This window comes from Streptomyces sp. DG2A-72 (assembly GCF_030499575.1).
GTDB lineage: Bacteria > Actinomycetota > Actinomycetes > Streptomycetales > Streptomycetaceae > Streptomyces.
In genome coordinates this window covers 1-15328 of the sequence record NZ_JASTLC010000003.1, presented here as the reverse complement: position 1 = coordinate 15328, position 15328 = coordinate 1, and the positions used below count along the sequence as shown (strand labels likewise).

13 protein-coding genes and 2 pseudogenes are annotated in these 15328 nt (G+C 67.9%); 2 read left to right on the top strand and 13 right to left on the bottom strand.

The features are described 5' to 3' along the window. Window positions 1-30: 30 nt before the first annotated feature. Window positions 31-1518 carry an FAD-binding oxidoreductase gene (locus QQY66_RS49325; protein ID WP_301987884.1) on the top strand — a complete coding sequence of 496 codons (1488 nt, stop codon included), beginning with the start codon at window positions 31-33 and terminating at the stop codon, window positions 1516-1518. On the opposite strand, the gene QQY66_RS49320 is transcribed toward QQY66_RS49325, so the two are convergent. Further along, on the bottom strand, window positions 1512-2072 hold the full coding sequence (locus QQY66_RS49320) for a transposase (protein WP_301987883.1): 561 nt from the start codon (window positions 2070-2072) through the stop codon (window positions 1512-1514). The genes QQY66_RS49325 and QQY66_RS49320 overlap by 7 nt on opposite strands. Continuing rightward, complete coding sequence (locus tag QQY66_RS49315) at window positions 2069-2608, bottom strand: winged helix-turn-helix domain-containing protein (RefSeq protein ID WP_301987882.1); 540 nt, start codon at window positions 2606-2608, stop codon at window positions 2069-2071. The genes QQY66_RS49320 and QQY66_RS49315 overlap by 4 nt, the downstream gene beginning before the upstream one ends. A 96-nt stretch (window positions 2609-2704) precedes the next feature. On the opposite strand from QQY66_RS49315, the gene QQY66_RS49310 reads away from it, so the two are divergent. Next, window positions 2705-3295, top strand: a complete 591-nt coding sequence (locus QQY66_RS49310) for a hypothetical protein (protein ID WP_301987881.1) — start codon at window positions 2705-2707, stop codon at window positions 3293-3295. Window positions 3296-3676: 381 nt separating this feature from the next. On the opposite strand, the gene QQY66_RS49305 is transcribed toward QQY66_RS49310, so the two are convergent. The 11 genes and pseudogenes from QQY66_RS49305 to QQY66_RS49255 form a co-directional block, all read right to left on the bottom strand. Next, window positions 3677-3820 (bottom strand): hypothetical protein, encoded by a 144-nt coding sequence (locus QQY66_RS49305; RefSeq protein ID WP_301987880.1) that lies wholly within the window; start codon window positions 3818-3820, stop codon window positions 3677-3679. Between the two features lie 578 nt (window positions 3821-4398). After that, window positions 4399-5049 carry a hypothetical protein gene (locus tag QQY66_RS49300; protein ID WP_301987879.1) on the bottom strand — a complete coding sequence of 217 codons (651 nt, stop codon included), beginning with the start codon at window positions 5047-5049 and terminating at the stop codon, window positions 4399-4401. 324 nt (window positions 5050-5373) lie between these two features. Continuing rightward, window positions 5374-5532: a hypothetical protein gene (locus QQY66_RS49295; protein ID WP_301987878.1), complete on the bottom strand. Its 159-nt coding sequence runs from the start codon at window positions 5530-5532 to the stop codon at window positions 5374-5376. Then, entirely contained in the window at window positions 5529-5783 is a 255-nt protein-coding gene (locus QQY66_RS49290; protein WP_301987877.1) for a hypothetical protein, read from the bottom strand. Before QQY66_RS49290 ends, QQY66_RS49295 begins: the two co-directional genes overlap by 4 nt. 154 nt (window positions 5784-5937) lie before the next feature. Beyond that, a pseudogene (locus QQY66_RS49285) lies at window positions 5938-6328 on the bottom strand (VOC family protein). 577 nt (window positions 6329-6905) lie between these two features. After that, a pseudogene (gene lexA, locus QQY66_RS49280) lies at window positions 6906-7221 on the bottom strand (transcriptional repressor LexA); the annotation flags it as partial. A gap of 58 nt (window positions 7222-7279) precedes the next feature. Continuing rightward, the gene (locus QQY66_RS49275; RefSeq protein ID WP_301987876.1) at window positions 7280-7663 is read right to left on the bottom strand and encodes a hypothetical protein; all 384 of its coding nucleotides are present in this window, start codon (window positions 7661-7663) and stop codon (window positions 7280-7282) included. A gap of 214 nt (window positions 7664-7877) precedes the next feature. Continuing rightward, on the bottom strand, window positions 7878-8435 hold the full coding sequence (locus QQY66_RS49270) for an XRE family transcriptional regulator (protein ID WP_301987875.1): 558 nt from the start codon (window positions 8433-8435) through the stop codon (window positions 7878-7880). 91 nt (window positions 8436-8526) lie between these two features. Beyond that, complete coding sequence (locus QQY66_RS49265; RefSeq protein WP_301987874.1) at window positions 8527-10626, bottom strand: DNA-binding transcriptional regulator; 2100 nt, start codon at window positions 10624-10626, stop codon at window positions 8527-8529. 1319 nt (window positions 10627-11945) lie between these two features. Next, complete coding sequence (locus QQY66_RS49260; RefSeq protein ID WP_301987873.1) at window positions 11946-14327, bottom strand: DEAD/DEAH box helicase; 2382 nt, start codon at window positions 14325-14327, stop codon at window positions 11946-11948. Beyond that, window positions 14324-14713: an ankyrin repeat domain-containing protein gene (locus tag QQY66_RS49255; RefSeq protein ID WP_301987872.1), complete on the bottom strand. Its 390-nt coding sequence runs from the start codon at window positions 14711-14713 to the stop codon at window positions 14324-14326. Before QQY66_RS49255 ends, QQY66_RS49260 begins: the two co-directional genes overlap by 4 nt. Window positions 14714-15328 lie beyond the last annotated feature (615 nt).

Genomic DNA, 15328 nt, shown 5'->3' with positions numbered 1-15328 from the left:
GTGATGCTGAAGAGACGGGAGGCAACCACCATGAACGAGACGTACCCCCGCGGCGCGGATCCGGCATCGAGCGGGCCGATCAGCGGAGAGCAGCACCGGAAGCCAGTCGATCCCGGTCTGCCGCGCCCGCTCCTGGACCACTTCGCCTCACGGCTGAACGGACGCCTCATCCTGCCCCAGGACCCGGACTACGAGCCGGCCCGAGCGCTGTGGAACGGCATGATCGACCGGCGGCCGGCGCTCGTGGCACGGTGCCGCGGTGACGACGACGTGGTCGCCTCGGTGAACTTTGCCCGTGACAACGGGCTGCCGCTCGCTGTGCGCGGCGGCGGGCACGGAGTGGCAGGACAGGCCGTCTGCGACGGCGGACTGGTCGTCGACCTCTCGGAGATGACGGACACCGACGTCGACCCCGAGGGTTCCACCGCCCGCGCCCAAGGCGGCTGCACCCTGGGAGACCTCGACCGCGCGACCCAGCGACACGGGCTTGCCGCACCCGTGGGGGTCGTCTCGGCAACCGGCATCGCCGGGCTCACCCTGTCGGGCGGCATGGGCTGGCTCCGACGCAAGTACGGGCTGAGCTGCGACAACCTCATCTCCGCCAGGGTGGTCACCGCCGACGGGAAGCTGCTCACCGCGAGCGGAAGCGAGAACCAGGACCTCTTCTGGGCGATCCGCGGGGGCGGCGGAAACTTCGGCGTCGTGACCGCTTTCGACTACCGCCTGCATCCCGTGGGGCCCGAAGTGTTCCTCTGCCACGTGTACTACCCCCTGGAACGCGCGGGAGAGGTGCTCAGGGCCTGCGAGCGCTACGTCGCGGAGGCGCCCGAGGAGGCGGCACCTCTCGCCGTCCTCGGCCGGATACCGAAGGCCGAGGCGTATCCGGCTGCGGTGCACGGACAACCCTTCGTAGCCATCCTCGCCGTGTCCACCGGTGCCGGTGAGGACGCGGCCGAAGTAGGGGGGCGCGCGTTGCGGCCGCTCCGAGAGGTCACCGAACCTCTCTGCGACCTCAGCGAGCACACCGCCTACACCGAAGCACAGAAGTTCCTGGACGACGACTACCCGGACGGCAGGCTCTACTACTGGAAGTCCGTGAACGCACCCGAGCTCAGCGACAAGCTGATCGAGCGCCTGACCCAGCACACCGCCGCGGCTCCCTCGCCCGACTCGACCATCGACGTCTGGTACCAGGGCGGCGCGATGGCACGGGTGGGCGAACAGGCGACCGCCTTCGCCAACCGCGGCGTGCCCTACCTCTTCGGAATAGAGGGCAACTGGGACCACCAGGCCGACTCCGAGCGGAACCTGACCTGGGTCCGCGACACCTTCGCCGACCTGCGCCACTTCTCCACCGGGGGCATCTACCTCAACTTCCCCGGCTTCCTGGAAGAGGGCGAGCAGCTCCTGCGGGAAGGCTATGGCGGGAACTACGAACGGCTGTCGGCGGTCAAGACGAAGTACGACCCGGGCAATCTGTTCCGCCTCAACGCGAACATCCAGCCGACGAGCTACTGACTTCGGCGTATTGAGGGTCCGTCCGGTCTGTCGAGTGCGAGGCCCGTCCCGGCGAGGAATCCGCCGAGGATGGTGTGCCGGTACTGCATCGCCTTGAGCCGCTGGCGGAGCAGGGTCTCCAGCTCGCTGAGGGTGCGGACGGCCAGGTTGGCCAAGCTCCGCTTGATATGCGCCCACAGGCCCTCCACCGGGTTGAGCTCGGGCGCATACCCGGGCAGCAGGACCACCGTCAGCCAGTCCCGCTCGGCCACGAGCGCCTGCATCGTCTTGGAGATGTGCGTGCTCAGCCGGTCCCACACCACGATCAGCGGGGCCCTCAGCAGTTGGTGGGCGCCGTCCAGCAGGCGGATGTAGTTCGTCTCACCCAGCGAGCGACGCTCGCCCTTGCGGCCGGTATGCCGACGCAGCCGGTAGCACAGACGGGCGGGAAGGCCCGGCCGGAAGCACAGCAGCCCGGCCACCGAGAGCCGCCCCCGACTGCGGCCAGACACCTTGACGCTCGGGGTGATGCCGCGCCGACCCCAGGTGCGGCCCTTGGACGGCCGGCCGGTCACGCCCGCTTCGTCCTCGAAACAGATGAACGCGCCGGTCGCCGCCCGCAGGGTTTTACCTCCTGCCAGGTCACCTCCCGCCACACGGTGATCGCGTCCTCGTCGCGCTCGGCGGCGGGCCGGGCGGGCATCTGCACGCTGTAGCCCATACGGTGCAGCAGCCGGGTCACCCCGAAGACGCTGTAGGAGAGATGGAACTTGCGTCCGATCAGCGTGCGGACCCGCGAGGCGGTCCACACCTGGTCCTCACTCCAGCCGTGCGCGGCCGGCCCCTCCTCCAGCCACATCGCGAGCTTGGCCTGCAGGTGGGGGCCCAGGCGGCAGTCGTAGCCGGAGGGGCCCTTCGAACGCAGCGCCCCGCATCCGCCCGCCTTCCAGGCGCGGCGCCACTGGTAGACCGATTTCTCGCTCACCCGTAACTCCCGGGCAACGCACGGGACTTTCACGTCCTCGTCGAAGAGGTCAACAGCCCGCATCCGTACCTCTTCCCGGCGCTTGCGCTGCTCGGCGGTCAGCCCGCCCCCGTCCGGATACCGCATGCATCCGGCGTACCAGCCCGGACGGACCACGTCACCGGTCCCGACACACATCCAGACCCCAAGACGCCGAAGTCAGTACCTTCTTCGTGGCCCGCAATGGGGCTCCCGGCCTCCGGAGCTGGCCTGCGCTGGCGCACCGCTGATGACGGCGGCCTGCTGCCCTCCTCCTTGGCGATCGTCTCTCCCTACGACATCACGGCACGCTACGTCCGGCACGGGCACATCATCCGCTGGAAGGGATTCGCCGCACATGTCACCGAGACGTGCGCCTCCGACGGCGTCAACGTGATCACGGATGTGGCCACCGCCTCGGCCGCCACCAACGACGCCCAGGCCCTGCCCGGTATTCACACGCGCCTGGCGCGTCGTGGACTGCTGCCCGCCGAGCACCTGGTCGACGGCGGCTACACGTCCCTGGTTCACCTCAAGCCGTCACGATGGTGCCCTCAACGGCGTCACGGCCGGCTCGGGAGTTCACGTTCAGCAACCTCAGCCGCTTGTGCGGGGTTGGCCGGCAGTATCCGTGCCAACCTCCTTGGCCAGGTGCGGCCTGACCAACAGGCCGCTCCCTTGCAGGATGTCAGCGTTCTGCCTCTCCGCATCGGCGTGGCGCTCGCCCAACTGCTCTCCCATCCGGGTCAGTGCGGCGCCGGGCCGACCCGAGCCACCGAGGCACTCGCAACATGATTCATCCTCTTCACCCGTCTCTCCCCACCGCGCCTCTGGCCCCGTCCCGACCGACCCACATGGGGCAGCTCCTCACCGCAGAACGGTGAGGAGCTGCGCAGGGTTGAGCGGCCTCAACGGCATCGGCTCAGTAGGAGCCGTTGGCCTGCCAGAACAGCCAGGCGTCGCAGGGACTGCCATAGCGGTCGTTCGTAGACGCGGCGGACGGCGTCCCGTCCGGAGACCCAGGCCATCAGCATGCCTCCGAAGGCGCGGTTGGCCTGGTGGGCATGTCAGCTCGGTCCCTGCGATGTGCGAGTCATTCCGAAGACAACGCCGCTGGCGGCGAGGAGGCAGCCGACCAGCTGAGCGACGCGAACCTGATGAATCCCACGGGCGGCGTCAGCCGAGCGGGATGGCCGAGATCGAGAACGGGAGCTCCGGCTGACCACCGGTCTGCCCGGTGTTGTACTGGCTGTTGACCACCAGCAGCCGGCCACGTACCACTCGCGCGGTGCTGGGATGCAGGAAGTCCGAGTTGATCACGGACTCCACCTCGGCCGGCCGACCAGTCCTCGGCCGGCCGCAGCACCGAGACCTGCGGCTGCGGGTTCTGCGGGGAGAGCCCGCCGCGGACCACGTAGAGCCGCCCGTCATGCCGGACGAGGCCGTCGCCGCCGTACAGGAAGGCGCCGCCGAGGTCCACCTGGTGGATCTCCAGGAGTTGTCAGCCACCTGGCACAGATGGCGAGGGCCACTAGCAAGCACTGTCATGGGCCAGCGCGCGTTTCGCGGTGTTCTTCGAGATGTCCAGGTGCCTCGCGATCGCCCTGATCGACATCTGCTCGCCTGGTGCGGCCTGCGGATCTCTGCACAGTCTTCCACGTGGGTTGCCCTTCTCTCCTGACCTTGATCAACAAGGTCAGGCTCAAGGCAAAGGGCGCAAGAGTGGGTCAGATTTGGTATGTCGTCAGAGAGCTTGTTCTGGGTCGTCGCCATGACGGTCGGGGCTCCGGTGAACACCCAACTCAGCAGAACGAATCCGGTGAGGTCGAAGCCGTGCCGCGCGGGTTAGGGCGGCAGCGGATGCCGACGATGGTGGTGTGCGGCTGTGCCCCGTGGCTTCAGCGGTCGGCGCCTTCGGGCTGCGCCTCGGCCGGAAGCGGAGCTGTCGGTTCCGGTGCCTCGGGGGAGGTGTAGAAGACCGAGTGGCCCTGCTTGGTGCGCTGAGCCTGGCTCTTGGCCACGAGCCCTTCGAGAGTGACGCGCACGACCTTGGTCTTGATTCCGCGCTCGGGATGGGCCTGGCTGAGCGCGGTGGAAATTTCCACCGCGGAGCGCGGTTCGCCCTGCTCGGTGAGATGGCGGCGGATAAGTTCCACCAGGGTGGGCTGTGCTGTCTTCGCGGCGGCCGCAGCCTTGACCGGGGGCTTCTTGGCGTCGGACTTCCTGGCCGTCGGGCTTGCCTGCGCGGCCGTGGTCTTCCTGGCTTGCCGCTTGCCGCTCGGCCCGGCGTCGGTCTTCTTCCGGGGGGAGGGCACTGCGGCGTTCTCGGGCGCGTCCGCGGGCTCGGCTGGTGCTTCCGGGATGCCGAGTGCCTGTTGCATGTTCACCAGCACGGTGTGGTCCTGCTGTAGGGCGGACAATTGCTCCTGCAGGGCGGTGATTTCCGCGCTGATGCGTTCCTGCTCCTTGAGGTTGCGCTCGAGGTCGCCGGTCACTTGGGCGATGTAGTGCGATGTCAGTTCAGTGGTGGTGGTCGTGCTCTCGGACATGGTGTCGACCTTTCCTCGGCTTGCCGTCGTGGTACAGGCTCTGCGGGGCGGCTCCGGGCGGGGCCGCATCCCTCTTGGGTTGTGCTGGCGACGCTGCAGTGGCGCCGTTATTGCCGCAAGGTGTCTGGCATTGAGATAGTACGGACAGACGGAGCCGGTTGTTCCACTCATGCGATGACCTCTGCCCGAGGCCAGCCTCAAAGCCGCGGGGCCTGGTACCTGCGGGTTGTACCGCAGGGCCGGTTCGTACACGGGGCTGGGGCAGTTGCCAGAAGGCCTCGTCGGTCTCCCGGTTGTGATGCCAGGCCTGCAGCGTGCGTGTGGTCACCAGCCGGTCGAGAAGTTCTCCGGTCTGCTGGGTGAGTGCCCGCACAGGCGGGCGAGGATGTCCATGTCGGTGCTGTGTTCGGCATCGGCGGACGTGTGTGCGGCCAGTACCAGGGTGGTCAGCCGCAGGGCGGGCGGTGCGGTCGGCAGGGTCAACGGTGCGGGGTGCAGGGCCCGGTGGGCGGCGCGGCAGCGGGCACGGCGACGGGTGCCTGGTCCAGGACCGCGGCATCGAGCAGCCGCACCTGCATGGGGACGGACCTGACGGCCAGCGGCTCCAGGTCGGCGTGGGTCAGTTCCTGCCACAGCTCCCTGTGCCCGCGCGGGCGCATGCCGCGCGGTAGCTCCGCCGGCAGTTGGACATGTCCGCGGGCATCGGCGCGCAGTGCGCACCGCAGGCCCAGCACCGGGCGCAGGGGAGGTGAACCGGGGCAGAACGACGCCGAGATAGGTGAGCATCTCCCGCACCCGCACCCGCTCGTTGGACTCGACCCATGTGAGCGATCAAGTTCGAGTTGGATTTTCGCCCGGCGCCGATGGTCGGCAAGCTCAACAGGCGCTTCAGCCGCCGAGGTAGCTCGCGTGCCCGTCATCGTCGACATCGAACGGCCCTGGCGGGATGATGCAGAATTCGTTCCCCTCGGGATCGGCCATGACCAGGAAGTCTCCAGCCGCATACTGGTCGAGCAGCCGACCACCCAACTCCTCCACTCGCACCTGCTCGGAAGCCGGGTCCTCCGAGGCAACATCGAAGTGGATGCGGTTCTTGCCGGTCTTTGCCTCAGCGACTCTGGAAGCCCACCCCCGGACCATCGCCACGCGCGAGCCAGACATACGGGCCCGTCCTCGTCGCGATCGGTCTACCCAGGAGCTCAGCCCAGAACGAGGCCAACCGTTCCGAATCAACGCAGTCGATGATGAGGTCCTTGATCTTCAGGTGAGTGCCTGTCATGGAGCGATCCTCGCAGGCTGCGGGCTCAGCCCGGAATCAGCAAGCCCCGGCTGCCATCGACCAGCAGGCACAGACGTTAAACCACAAGGTGACCCAGCCGCGAGCCGGTGCGAGCTCTACTGGCTGGCGGTCATGGGGGTAGTGGCGCTGAGGGCGTCGGTCGCGAAGATCGAAGGAGAGGTGTAGCGGGGCACACCCCAGGCATCCGTGATGACGCTCGGAGGGGGGCTTGTTGGTGTATGGGGCAGCGGTTGGCCTGGTGTGTTGTTGGTTCGTTGAGAGGCGGGGTGGACGGCTTCGGTGGGGAGGCCGGGGTGTGTGAGCTGGGGTTGTGTGTTGTGTGCTGAGCCTGGCTTGGGTTGTCGTAGGTAGCTCTAGCGTGAAAAGGACCGGCTGGTGTTTGTGCTGGTCAAGGCTGTTTGTGCTGGCGGGGTGGTGGGGTTAGCGGCCTCGTGTGCGGGGGCGGTGGTGGGTCTCGGCGAGGTGGTCGAGGCGGACGGCCATAACCCGGGCCCGGCTCAGCCCGCCCGGAACACTGGCCCGCCGCGGCTGTTAGACGCGCGCAGTACCGCCACCACGTCGCGTTGTCGCCGGGGATCGGCTCGTACGCCGAGTTGTGCGGGAGGAGCCAGACATGGCCCTCCTCACGCTTGAAGCGCTTGTCGGTGTCCTCGCCGTCGAGCGTGGCGGCCACGATGTCGCCGTTCTCGGCGACGGCTGGCGGCGGACGGTGACCCAGTCGCCGTCGCAGATCGCGGCCTCGCTCATCGAGTCACCGACGACCTTCAGCACAAACAGCTCACCGTCGCCGACGAGCTGGCGGGGGAGGGGAACACGTCCTCGACCGATTCCTCGGCGGCGATCCGGCCGACGAGCGGGACGTATGACGCGGCCGACGGGCTGCACGGAGGCGTCCTGGGCCTCTGTCGTGATGCTCATCCAGTCGGTCGGCTACGGAGCTTTCTTGCGGAAGAGAGACAGCAGGGTCCGGGCCGGCAGGGCGCCCGGGTCGAAGAACTGAGTGGCCAGAGCGGGCGGCACCGCGGTTCCCTGCATGCGGACCTCGTGGCAGGTGAAGCAGAACGCCGCCTCGAACAGCGCCAGATCGAGAGAGTCGTCGTATGCCCGGACGCTCCAGCCCGGCGAGAAGCCGCAACGGTGCTGTTCAATGCCTGGCAGGCTTTCGATCAAGGCCAGGGCGGCGTCGGCCTCGCTCCCGGCCCAGTGGGCAACCGCCGTGCAGGGGTACGGGACGTCCCGCCTGGCGGGAAGGGCGGAGATCCGCACGACCTCGATCAGCACGGTGGCGGTAACGGCTTCGGCGGGGAGCTGCATGAGCGCAGTCTGCCCGTCAGGTTCGGAGGCCGGGTAAGGGGCACAGACGCCTTCGGCAGGCGCAGGCCAGTGTCAGTTCGATCGGACCCGATGCCATCCACTGCGGAAGTCGCACCGAGGCAGCCACGGACGCGAAGTGACAACCCGCCTGCCTTGGTGACAAGCATCGTGCTTCGGCTCAGTCGAGGTGCTGGGCCCGCCGGCGGGTGTGAGGTTAGTAGTCGAGGTCGAGGTAGTCGATGTCGTTGAGGGTGACGTCGGAGAGCCCCATGGCGCGGGCTCCGCCGTCCTGGAAGTAGATCTCTTTGAAGCCTTCGGCGATGATCGCGCGCATCTGCTGGTCGTTGGCGCCTGTGTTGCGGGCGTCGAAGAGGCGTTGTGCGTAGGTGGGGGGGAGGTGGACGGTGAGGCGGCGGAAGCGTCCGTCGTCGGTGGCGCCGATGGGTGCGGTGTAGCCGAACCTGGCCCTCGTCTCCACCGTGATGCCCGTGGTGGTGGCGGCTTGCTTGCGGCGGCGTCTGCGGACCTGGGGCTGCCACCGCTGCCGTACGGCGTCCTCGATCCGTTCGGCGATGGCCTTTGGCGGGTGTTTGCGTTCGCCCTTGCGGTAGCGCTCCACCGACCGCTGGCTGACCCCGATCTCCTGGGCAACGGCTTTGGTCGTCTTGAGCTGCTTCATCAGGAAGTTGATGCGTGCCTGGAGTGTCTTGGGTGGCTGGCGGGTGAAGGCTTCCCGGTCGGCGCGTTCGATGGCGTCCTCGATCTCTGCCACGGCTCAGCCCTTCTCGACAGTGGGGTTCTGGCCGCCCGTGGCGACCAGCGGGGTCCAGGTCTTGTGCACCGGGCCGACGTTGGGCACTGGCCTACTCGCCTTCGTCGAGGACGGCGTCGCCGCCTTTGATGTGGCGGGCCGGGTTGTAGCCCTGTTCCATCAGGTCGACGGCCCAGAGCATCGACTGGACGCCCTCGAGCTTCGCCAGGCCCGGGGTGGGTCCGAGGCGGAATCCGCCGGGCTGGGGCTTGCCGGAGGCGGCGTAGGGCAGGAAGTCCAGCGGGCTCTCCCCCGGCGAGGGGTAGACGACGCAGTCGGAGAGTACGGCGAGCGGGTACAGGCCCGTCATCGTGGCCATGTTGCGCAGTTTGCGGTGCATGTTGATGCGGGCCTTGGAGATGACGGCGGCGCGGATGTCGGGGCGCCAGGTCGGCCGCTGAAGGGCAGGCCACCGCTCGCCCTCCTTGTACTTCTTGCCTTGCGGGCGCTCGCGCAGCTTGCCGATGCCGCCCTTGACGGTGGCCTTGATGGCGGCGAGGATGGCCGCCATCGCCGGGTCGACGTCCTTGTGCCGCTCCATCGCGGCGAGGAAGGCGCGGTTGGACAGGTCCTTGGTGACGCCGAGGTCGGTGAGGGTGTCGACGTAGGCGTTCTTGAGCCGGTCGTGCCACGGGTCCAGGTACGCGCCGGTCTCGCGGCGCAGGTACGCCTCGATGGGCTCCACGTTGTAGCCGAGCTCCTGGGCGTAGGCGACGGTGTGCGTCTGGTACCAGGCAGGTCCCGCTGGCCGGGTGCCGTCCGGGGTGAACGGCGAGGGCAGACGCGGGTCCACCTCGACGTGGGACACATCGACCAGCCAGCTCCCGGGGATCTTCGGGCTGAAGGCCGGGGCGTGGAAGTGGTCGGGCTCCGACAGCCCGACGACCAGGCGGGCCGCGGCGGCGAGGAACGCCGTGTTCAGATCCAGGCCGACCGCGAAGGGCAGCGTGCACTCCTCATCGCTCAGCAGGTCCACCGGCCGCGCCCACTGGTACGCCTCCTCGTTGAGAAAGCCGCCGCTCCAGCCGGAGTTCACGACGACGGGATGTTCAGGGGTGGCCTCCGGCGGCGCCGGGTCCATCGGGTCCGTGCCGAGCGAGCCGGGGTTGTGGCCGGGCACCCAGTTCCCGCTCGCTTCGTCGCGCACCGCGCGGGTGGGCGGGCGCAGCGCGGTCATCAGCTCCAGCCCTGAAACGGCGGCGGAGCCGCGCGGGGTGATGACCCGGGTGGCGTAGACACCGAGGACGCGGGCGACGTCGGCCGGCTCCATCTCCGTCACGCCGGGCCAGGACCGCTCATCGAGTGCGTCCCAGGACAGAACTGCGAGCTGCACGCACTGCCGCTCGCGGCCCTGCGCCTTGCGGTAGATCCTCGCCCATGGGCCGAACCCGCGCTGGGTGAGCCGCCACTTCGCCTTCACCACCTGCTTGACCACGGGATGATCCTCGGGCAGACGCAGGGAGCGGCGCTGCTCGTGGCCTTCCAGGCGCTCGGGCAGTCCGAGCTTCACGGCGGCTGTGGCGGTGAGGACGATCAGCGGGTCGCTGTCCTTGCCGTTGCGGTGCAGGCGCGGTGCACCGAGGCCGGACTCGCGCAGCGTCCACTCCACCAGTTCCACCACCGTGGTCGCGGGGCAGTCGAGCACGATGCCGCCCGTGCCGTACGCGCAGCCGTCGCCGTCCAGGACCGCGAGCGGGCCGTGCGGGAAGCCCGGATTGGCTGCGGGCTGAGCCGCTTTCTTCGCGGCCGGACGGCGCGATGCCGCGGCCGGCGGGGTGGCGGGACGGGCCGGCCCCGTGGCTGGAACGGCGAGAGCCTGCGGGGCGTCTGCCGTCTTCATCTCGGACGCGGCCGTTTCACTGGACGCCGCTGGCGCCGGCGCGGCTGCCGGGGCTGCACCGGGGGCGGGATACTTCGCCGCCCACCCGTTCAGCAGCCGCTGGTAGGCATCCAGCCGCGGCGACTTCGGCTCGCTGCGGCCGTTCTCCCAGTTCTTCACCGACTGGGTCGTCGTCTTCAACGCGGTGGCGAGCCGGGCCTGGGTGATGCCGGCAGCCTCACGCAGCCGGGCACGCTCCGCCGGAGGCGGGAGGTGCGGCTCCTCGTTCAACAGTGCGTCGACGGACGCGAACAGCTCTTCCTCAGATGCCATTACCTGCACCTTCACGTCAGGACCCGATACTGCTTAACCAAAAACTTACCCCACTCCTTAACCTTACTTGGCCCATTCCAATCCCAGCGCGGCGAGTTTGTCGGCGGTGAGCTTCGCGCGGCGTCCCTTCTGATTCATGATCCAGACTCCGAGCGTGGCGGGGCGGGTAGTTGCGCCAGTGCCAGCAGCACCTTCGCTTCCAGCCCGTAGCGGCTCGCGATGCGGCAGACCCAGCGACGATGTGGTCTCCGTGGCCAAGGGGGCGACGCGAAACCACTCCCCAGCGATGGCCGCCGCGCTGTGCTGGGACCGTTGCGTCCGGCGCGTGACGCCCCTGGGCGAGCATCGGCATGCCCACCGCGCGCACGAGGGTGCGGCCACCTTGCCATCACGGACCAGCCAGCCCCACGGCCAGTCGGGGCGCAGCCGTCCATGAGGGCTCTCAGGGAGCTGGCGGCGGAGGGGGACTCCCGGCGCCTCCGGAGGGGTGGGGTGGCAGGGAACCCGGCGGAGGGTCAGGTGGTGGCTGCGGTGGCGCTCCAGTGGCTTGTCGGTAATTGATAATCGCTTGGATCCTTTTCTCTGGATCAGTTATCTCGTCCAGTGCCGCCACGAATTTCTCGTCTACCGTGTTCCCTTTTCGATGCCGTACGTGTTCAAGGAGCATTCCTGTCATCGGAAGGACAAGATACGCACCCAAGAAGATCACCCCCACGGCCCACCACGGGGCGCCGCTCAGGGCTCCGGCGAAGGCTGCGGGCAGCCCGGCGAAGAGGCCGGTCAGGGAACCGAGAGCAGACGGAGTCACTGGGGACGCCCTTCTGGCACAGAGCGGCCCCGCCGCCTCGTGCCTGACAAGCCGGGCCTTGGCCGACGGCGAGTGGACAGGAGACGACGCACAGCGCCACAGCGTGCGGGCACGCCGACCACCGGCACCGCCATTGGGCGGGCCGGTGGGTCTTCAGAGCAGCTTTATTAAGGGCAGCCTGAGAAGTGCGATTGCAGCCTGGAGGGTTACTCGGCTGATCTGGTGAGGGAGGTCTTGAGCGGCTTTTTGGGCAGGCTGGGTTATTAGAACTCGTTAATGAAACGAGTGCTCAAAACCCATTTCTGCCGATTCACTCAGCCTCTACCTAACCCTTTCCCTTTTCCATTCTCCGGCGCCCTGTGTATCTGGGCATGCCGGACCTGCCGTCCAGTATGCCCAACGTGGCGGTTGGATGCGAGACCGACACGAAGCCCAACCGGGCCCGATGGGCAGGCGCCGGCATCGCGTAGCCCAGAACCCTTCTCAAGAAGGTTGGGACCCGCGCGGGCCTCTACGCCCTCGCCCATTCGAGTCCGAGGTCGGCGAGCTGCTGGAGTTTGTCGGCGGTGAGCTTCCCGCGGCGGCCTTTTTGGTTCATGATCCACACTCCAAGCCGGACCTGGGTTCCGTCCGGGAGCTCCTCTACGTGACCGCGTGGGACGGTCAGGGAGCCCTCGCGGGCCTTGTACTGCGCCAGGGCCGCCACGCCCTTCTGGAAGGCCCCTGCTGGCGTTGTGGACGGCTTCGCGGGCTCATCCGGCTCCGAGGCCAGCGGCACGATGCCGAGCTGCTCCAGGCGCTCGCGCTGCCCGTCCGTCAGGGCCTGCCAGAACTTTGGCGTCCGCTGCCGGGCCAGCCACTTCCCGATGTCCATGCCGTGGACGGTGACGCCGGGCAAGACGTCGGCCTGGCCCTCTTCGTCGGCCACCAGCTCGCGCAGTGCGGCGTAGTGCCGCTGCCACTCCGCCGGCCACGACGGGTTCCAGTCCTCGTCGACCTCCTCGAGCGCCGTCTTCCACTCGGGGTGGCCGTCGAGGGCGCCGGGGCGGCGGAGGTTGGACAGCCACTGCCCGACGGGCCGGTCGAGCATGGTCGCGGACCGGGGCGCGCACAGCGTCCAGTGCTGGTCGTAGTACGCCTTTGCGGCTTCCAGGTTCTCCTGGAACCGCTCATCGGCCAGCGACCAGACCATGCCGAGCTGCTCCAGTCGCCTCGCGCGCTGGCCGGTCATCTGTCCGGCTGCGTAGGCGCGTCGTTGTTCTGCGACCCATTGTCCAAGTGGTGTCGCGCCCTCGCGCTGTCCGTAGGGCACTCGGGCGTGCCGCTCGCGTTCGGTGAATTTCTTGAGTGCCGCCCAGCCGCGGGCCCAGTCCTGGCGTTCGGTGTCGATCACGTTGAAGCTGACCCACTCCGCGACCATCACCGGATCCCTGGGGGCGGCAAAACGGAGCAGCAACCGTGATTCTTCTTCGCCCTCTTCTGGCGCGACACCGATATGCACGGACGGCTGCGCCACGTCCTTTTGCGGCGCCTGTGGAATCGCGAGCAGTTCCACGGCCTCTTCATCATGGCCCCGCAGACCCTCCAAAACCTTCACCAGGGGTCGGTAGGACCCCGAGGTGAACATGTCCTCCGGCTTTTCTCCGGGCTGGAGAAATACCGGCACGATCAGAGAGGCGAGCTTGCCTTGTCCAGGCTTCTGTCGAAGCGCCCGGCCGATGGCCTGGACGATGTCGTGCGGCGCGCCCTTGGGGTCCAACAGGGCGACGCTATCGACGGCCCTGATGTCGACGCCCTCACCCAGGACACGACAGTTCGAAAGCACGGCCCGCTGCGCCGTGGTCCCGAACGAGCCGAGGACTTCCCGGCGGCGCTCGGGGATGTGCTCGCCGCACAGCCAGTCCGCCCAGATGCGCTTGGGATACGTCTCGGGCTGGTCGGCATGCAGCTTCGCCGCGACCCGCTCCAGGCCCTCCGCGTACGCCTGTGCCTCGATGGTCCGGTGGTGGAAGGTGATGCACGTCTGCAGATTGTGCTGCGCCATCGTGTGCAGCAGCGCGGCTTGCAAAGCCCCGAGCCGCTGCCCACGCACTTCCTCGCTGCGCCGCTCCTCACCCATCAGCCGCTCCGGGGTGACGACCAGATCCCTCAGCTCCAGCACGATGATCTGATACCGCGCCAACAAGCCCCGGGACACGGCAGATGCGAGCGAGAGCTTGTAGAGGACGGGTCCGAAGACCTTCTCGTCGTCCATGGAGGCCGCCATCTCCCGCGGCAGCGGGTCACGGACCTCCTCGGCGACCTCGCGGTTGAGCCGCTCCTCCCAGATCCGCGGCGTGGCCGTCAGGTACAGCCGCCGGTAGGCGGGGATGACGGTCTGGTCGTGGATGTCCGCCCACGCCTTACCCATCGAGCCCGAAGTCCTGTGAGCCTCATCAACCACCGCGAGGTCCACCGGGGCCAACTTCTGGCCGTAGACGCCCTCGAACGCCTCCGCCAGCACGCCCAGCGACGCGTAGGTGGCGTAGATGGTCACGGGCCCGGAACCGTGCCACAGCGCCAGCTGGATCGGGTTCGTGGTGGCGCGCACCTTCATGCTCCACAGCTCCGGGTCGTCCTGGAGCGAACAGACGGCAACGGCCGGCCCTTTGTGGCCCGCGTCGTGCCACGCCTTCACTGTCTGTGCCAGCAGATCCAGCGTCGGCACCAGGACCAGCACCCGCCCACGGGGCACCATCCGCTGCGCCGCGGCCGCGGCCATGAGGGTCTTCCCCGTTCCGCACGCCGCATGGACCTGTCCGCGCAGGCCCTGTGCGGGGATACCGCCCGAAGGCACGTCCAGGCCTCGCACGATGGCGTCAACGGCCTCGACCTGGTGATTCCTCAGCTTCACGACCGCTCCTCGCTTTCCCTGCCGGTCCCAGCCTCTTCACCACGCGCCAGCCAGCGCAGGAGGAGCCGTTCGGCCAGTTCATGGTCGTAGGAGCGCGCGACCTGCAAGGGCGTGTCGCCACCCGGGGCCGGCAACCGAGGATCAGCCCCGTAGGTCAGCAGGATCGCGGTAGCAGCCGTGTTCAACCGATGACCCGACTGAAGATGACTGTCTCCTTCGACCTCGATGGCATGGGTCAGCAGCGTGTGACCAAAACAGATCTCGTCAGGATCCGCTCCAGCATCTAACAGGACGGTGAGCGTCTCGTATTCGCTCATTTCCACGGCCTCATGTACAGGCGTCCATCTCTCGACAGCGGGAACCATCCAGTGGTTCTGATCAGGCATCTGAAATCTCCGCGCGTATGGATGATGCCCATCAGCAAATGGGCCGCAGGTGGTGCTAATGGTTCCCAGACTCTACACAGTGCATCACCGTGATGCATCGCTCTTGCGTCAACCTTCCGCCACAGGATGGTAGATGACTGTTTCTCACCCCATCGCGGCCGGTTGTCCTGTATGCTGACAAGGCACTCGTGAACGCGATCGGGCCGTTCCGGGAGTTGAGGAGGGGTTCGGGTGGAGCGCAGCGGAACCCGTCATTACATCGAGGCCGGCACCCGTCCGGCCGGATGGTCCGTCAACTCCGTTACCTGTGTGGTGGCTGGGAATTCCAGACACCACGCAGGCCCGCGCATGGTGCACCTCCCCTCGTAGCCAGCTCCAGGAATCCCGCAAGCGGGATTCCCTCAATTCGCGCTTGCGCGAATTGACGCGCATTCAGGATTCCGCTTGCGGAATTCAATTCCCGTGCTTGCGCGGGAATCTGGCGGAGCGTTAGCGGAGCCACGCCCGAAGCGAAGCGGAGGGCGTCACTATGCAGCGCGTCAGCGCTGCATATCCCGCTCCGCAGGAGGTGCTGCGAGGAGGTTCACTGGGTAGCATAGTTAACCTTTAGCAATA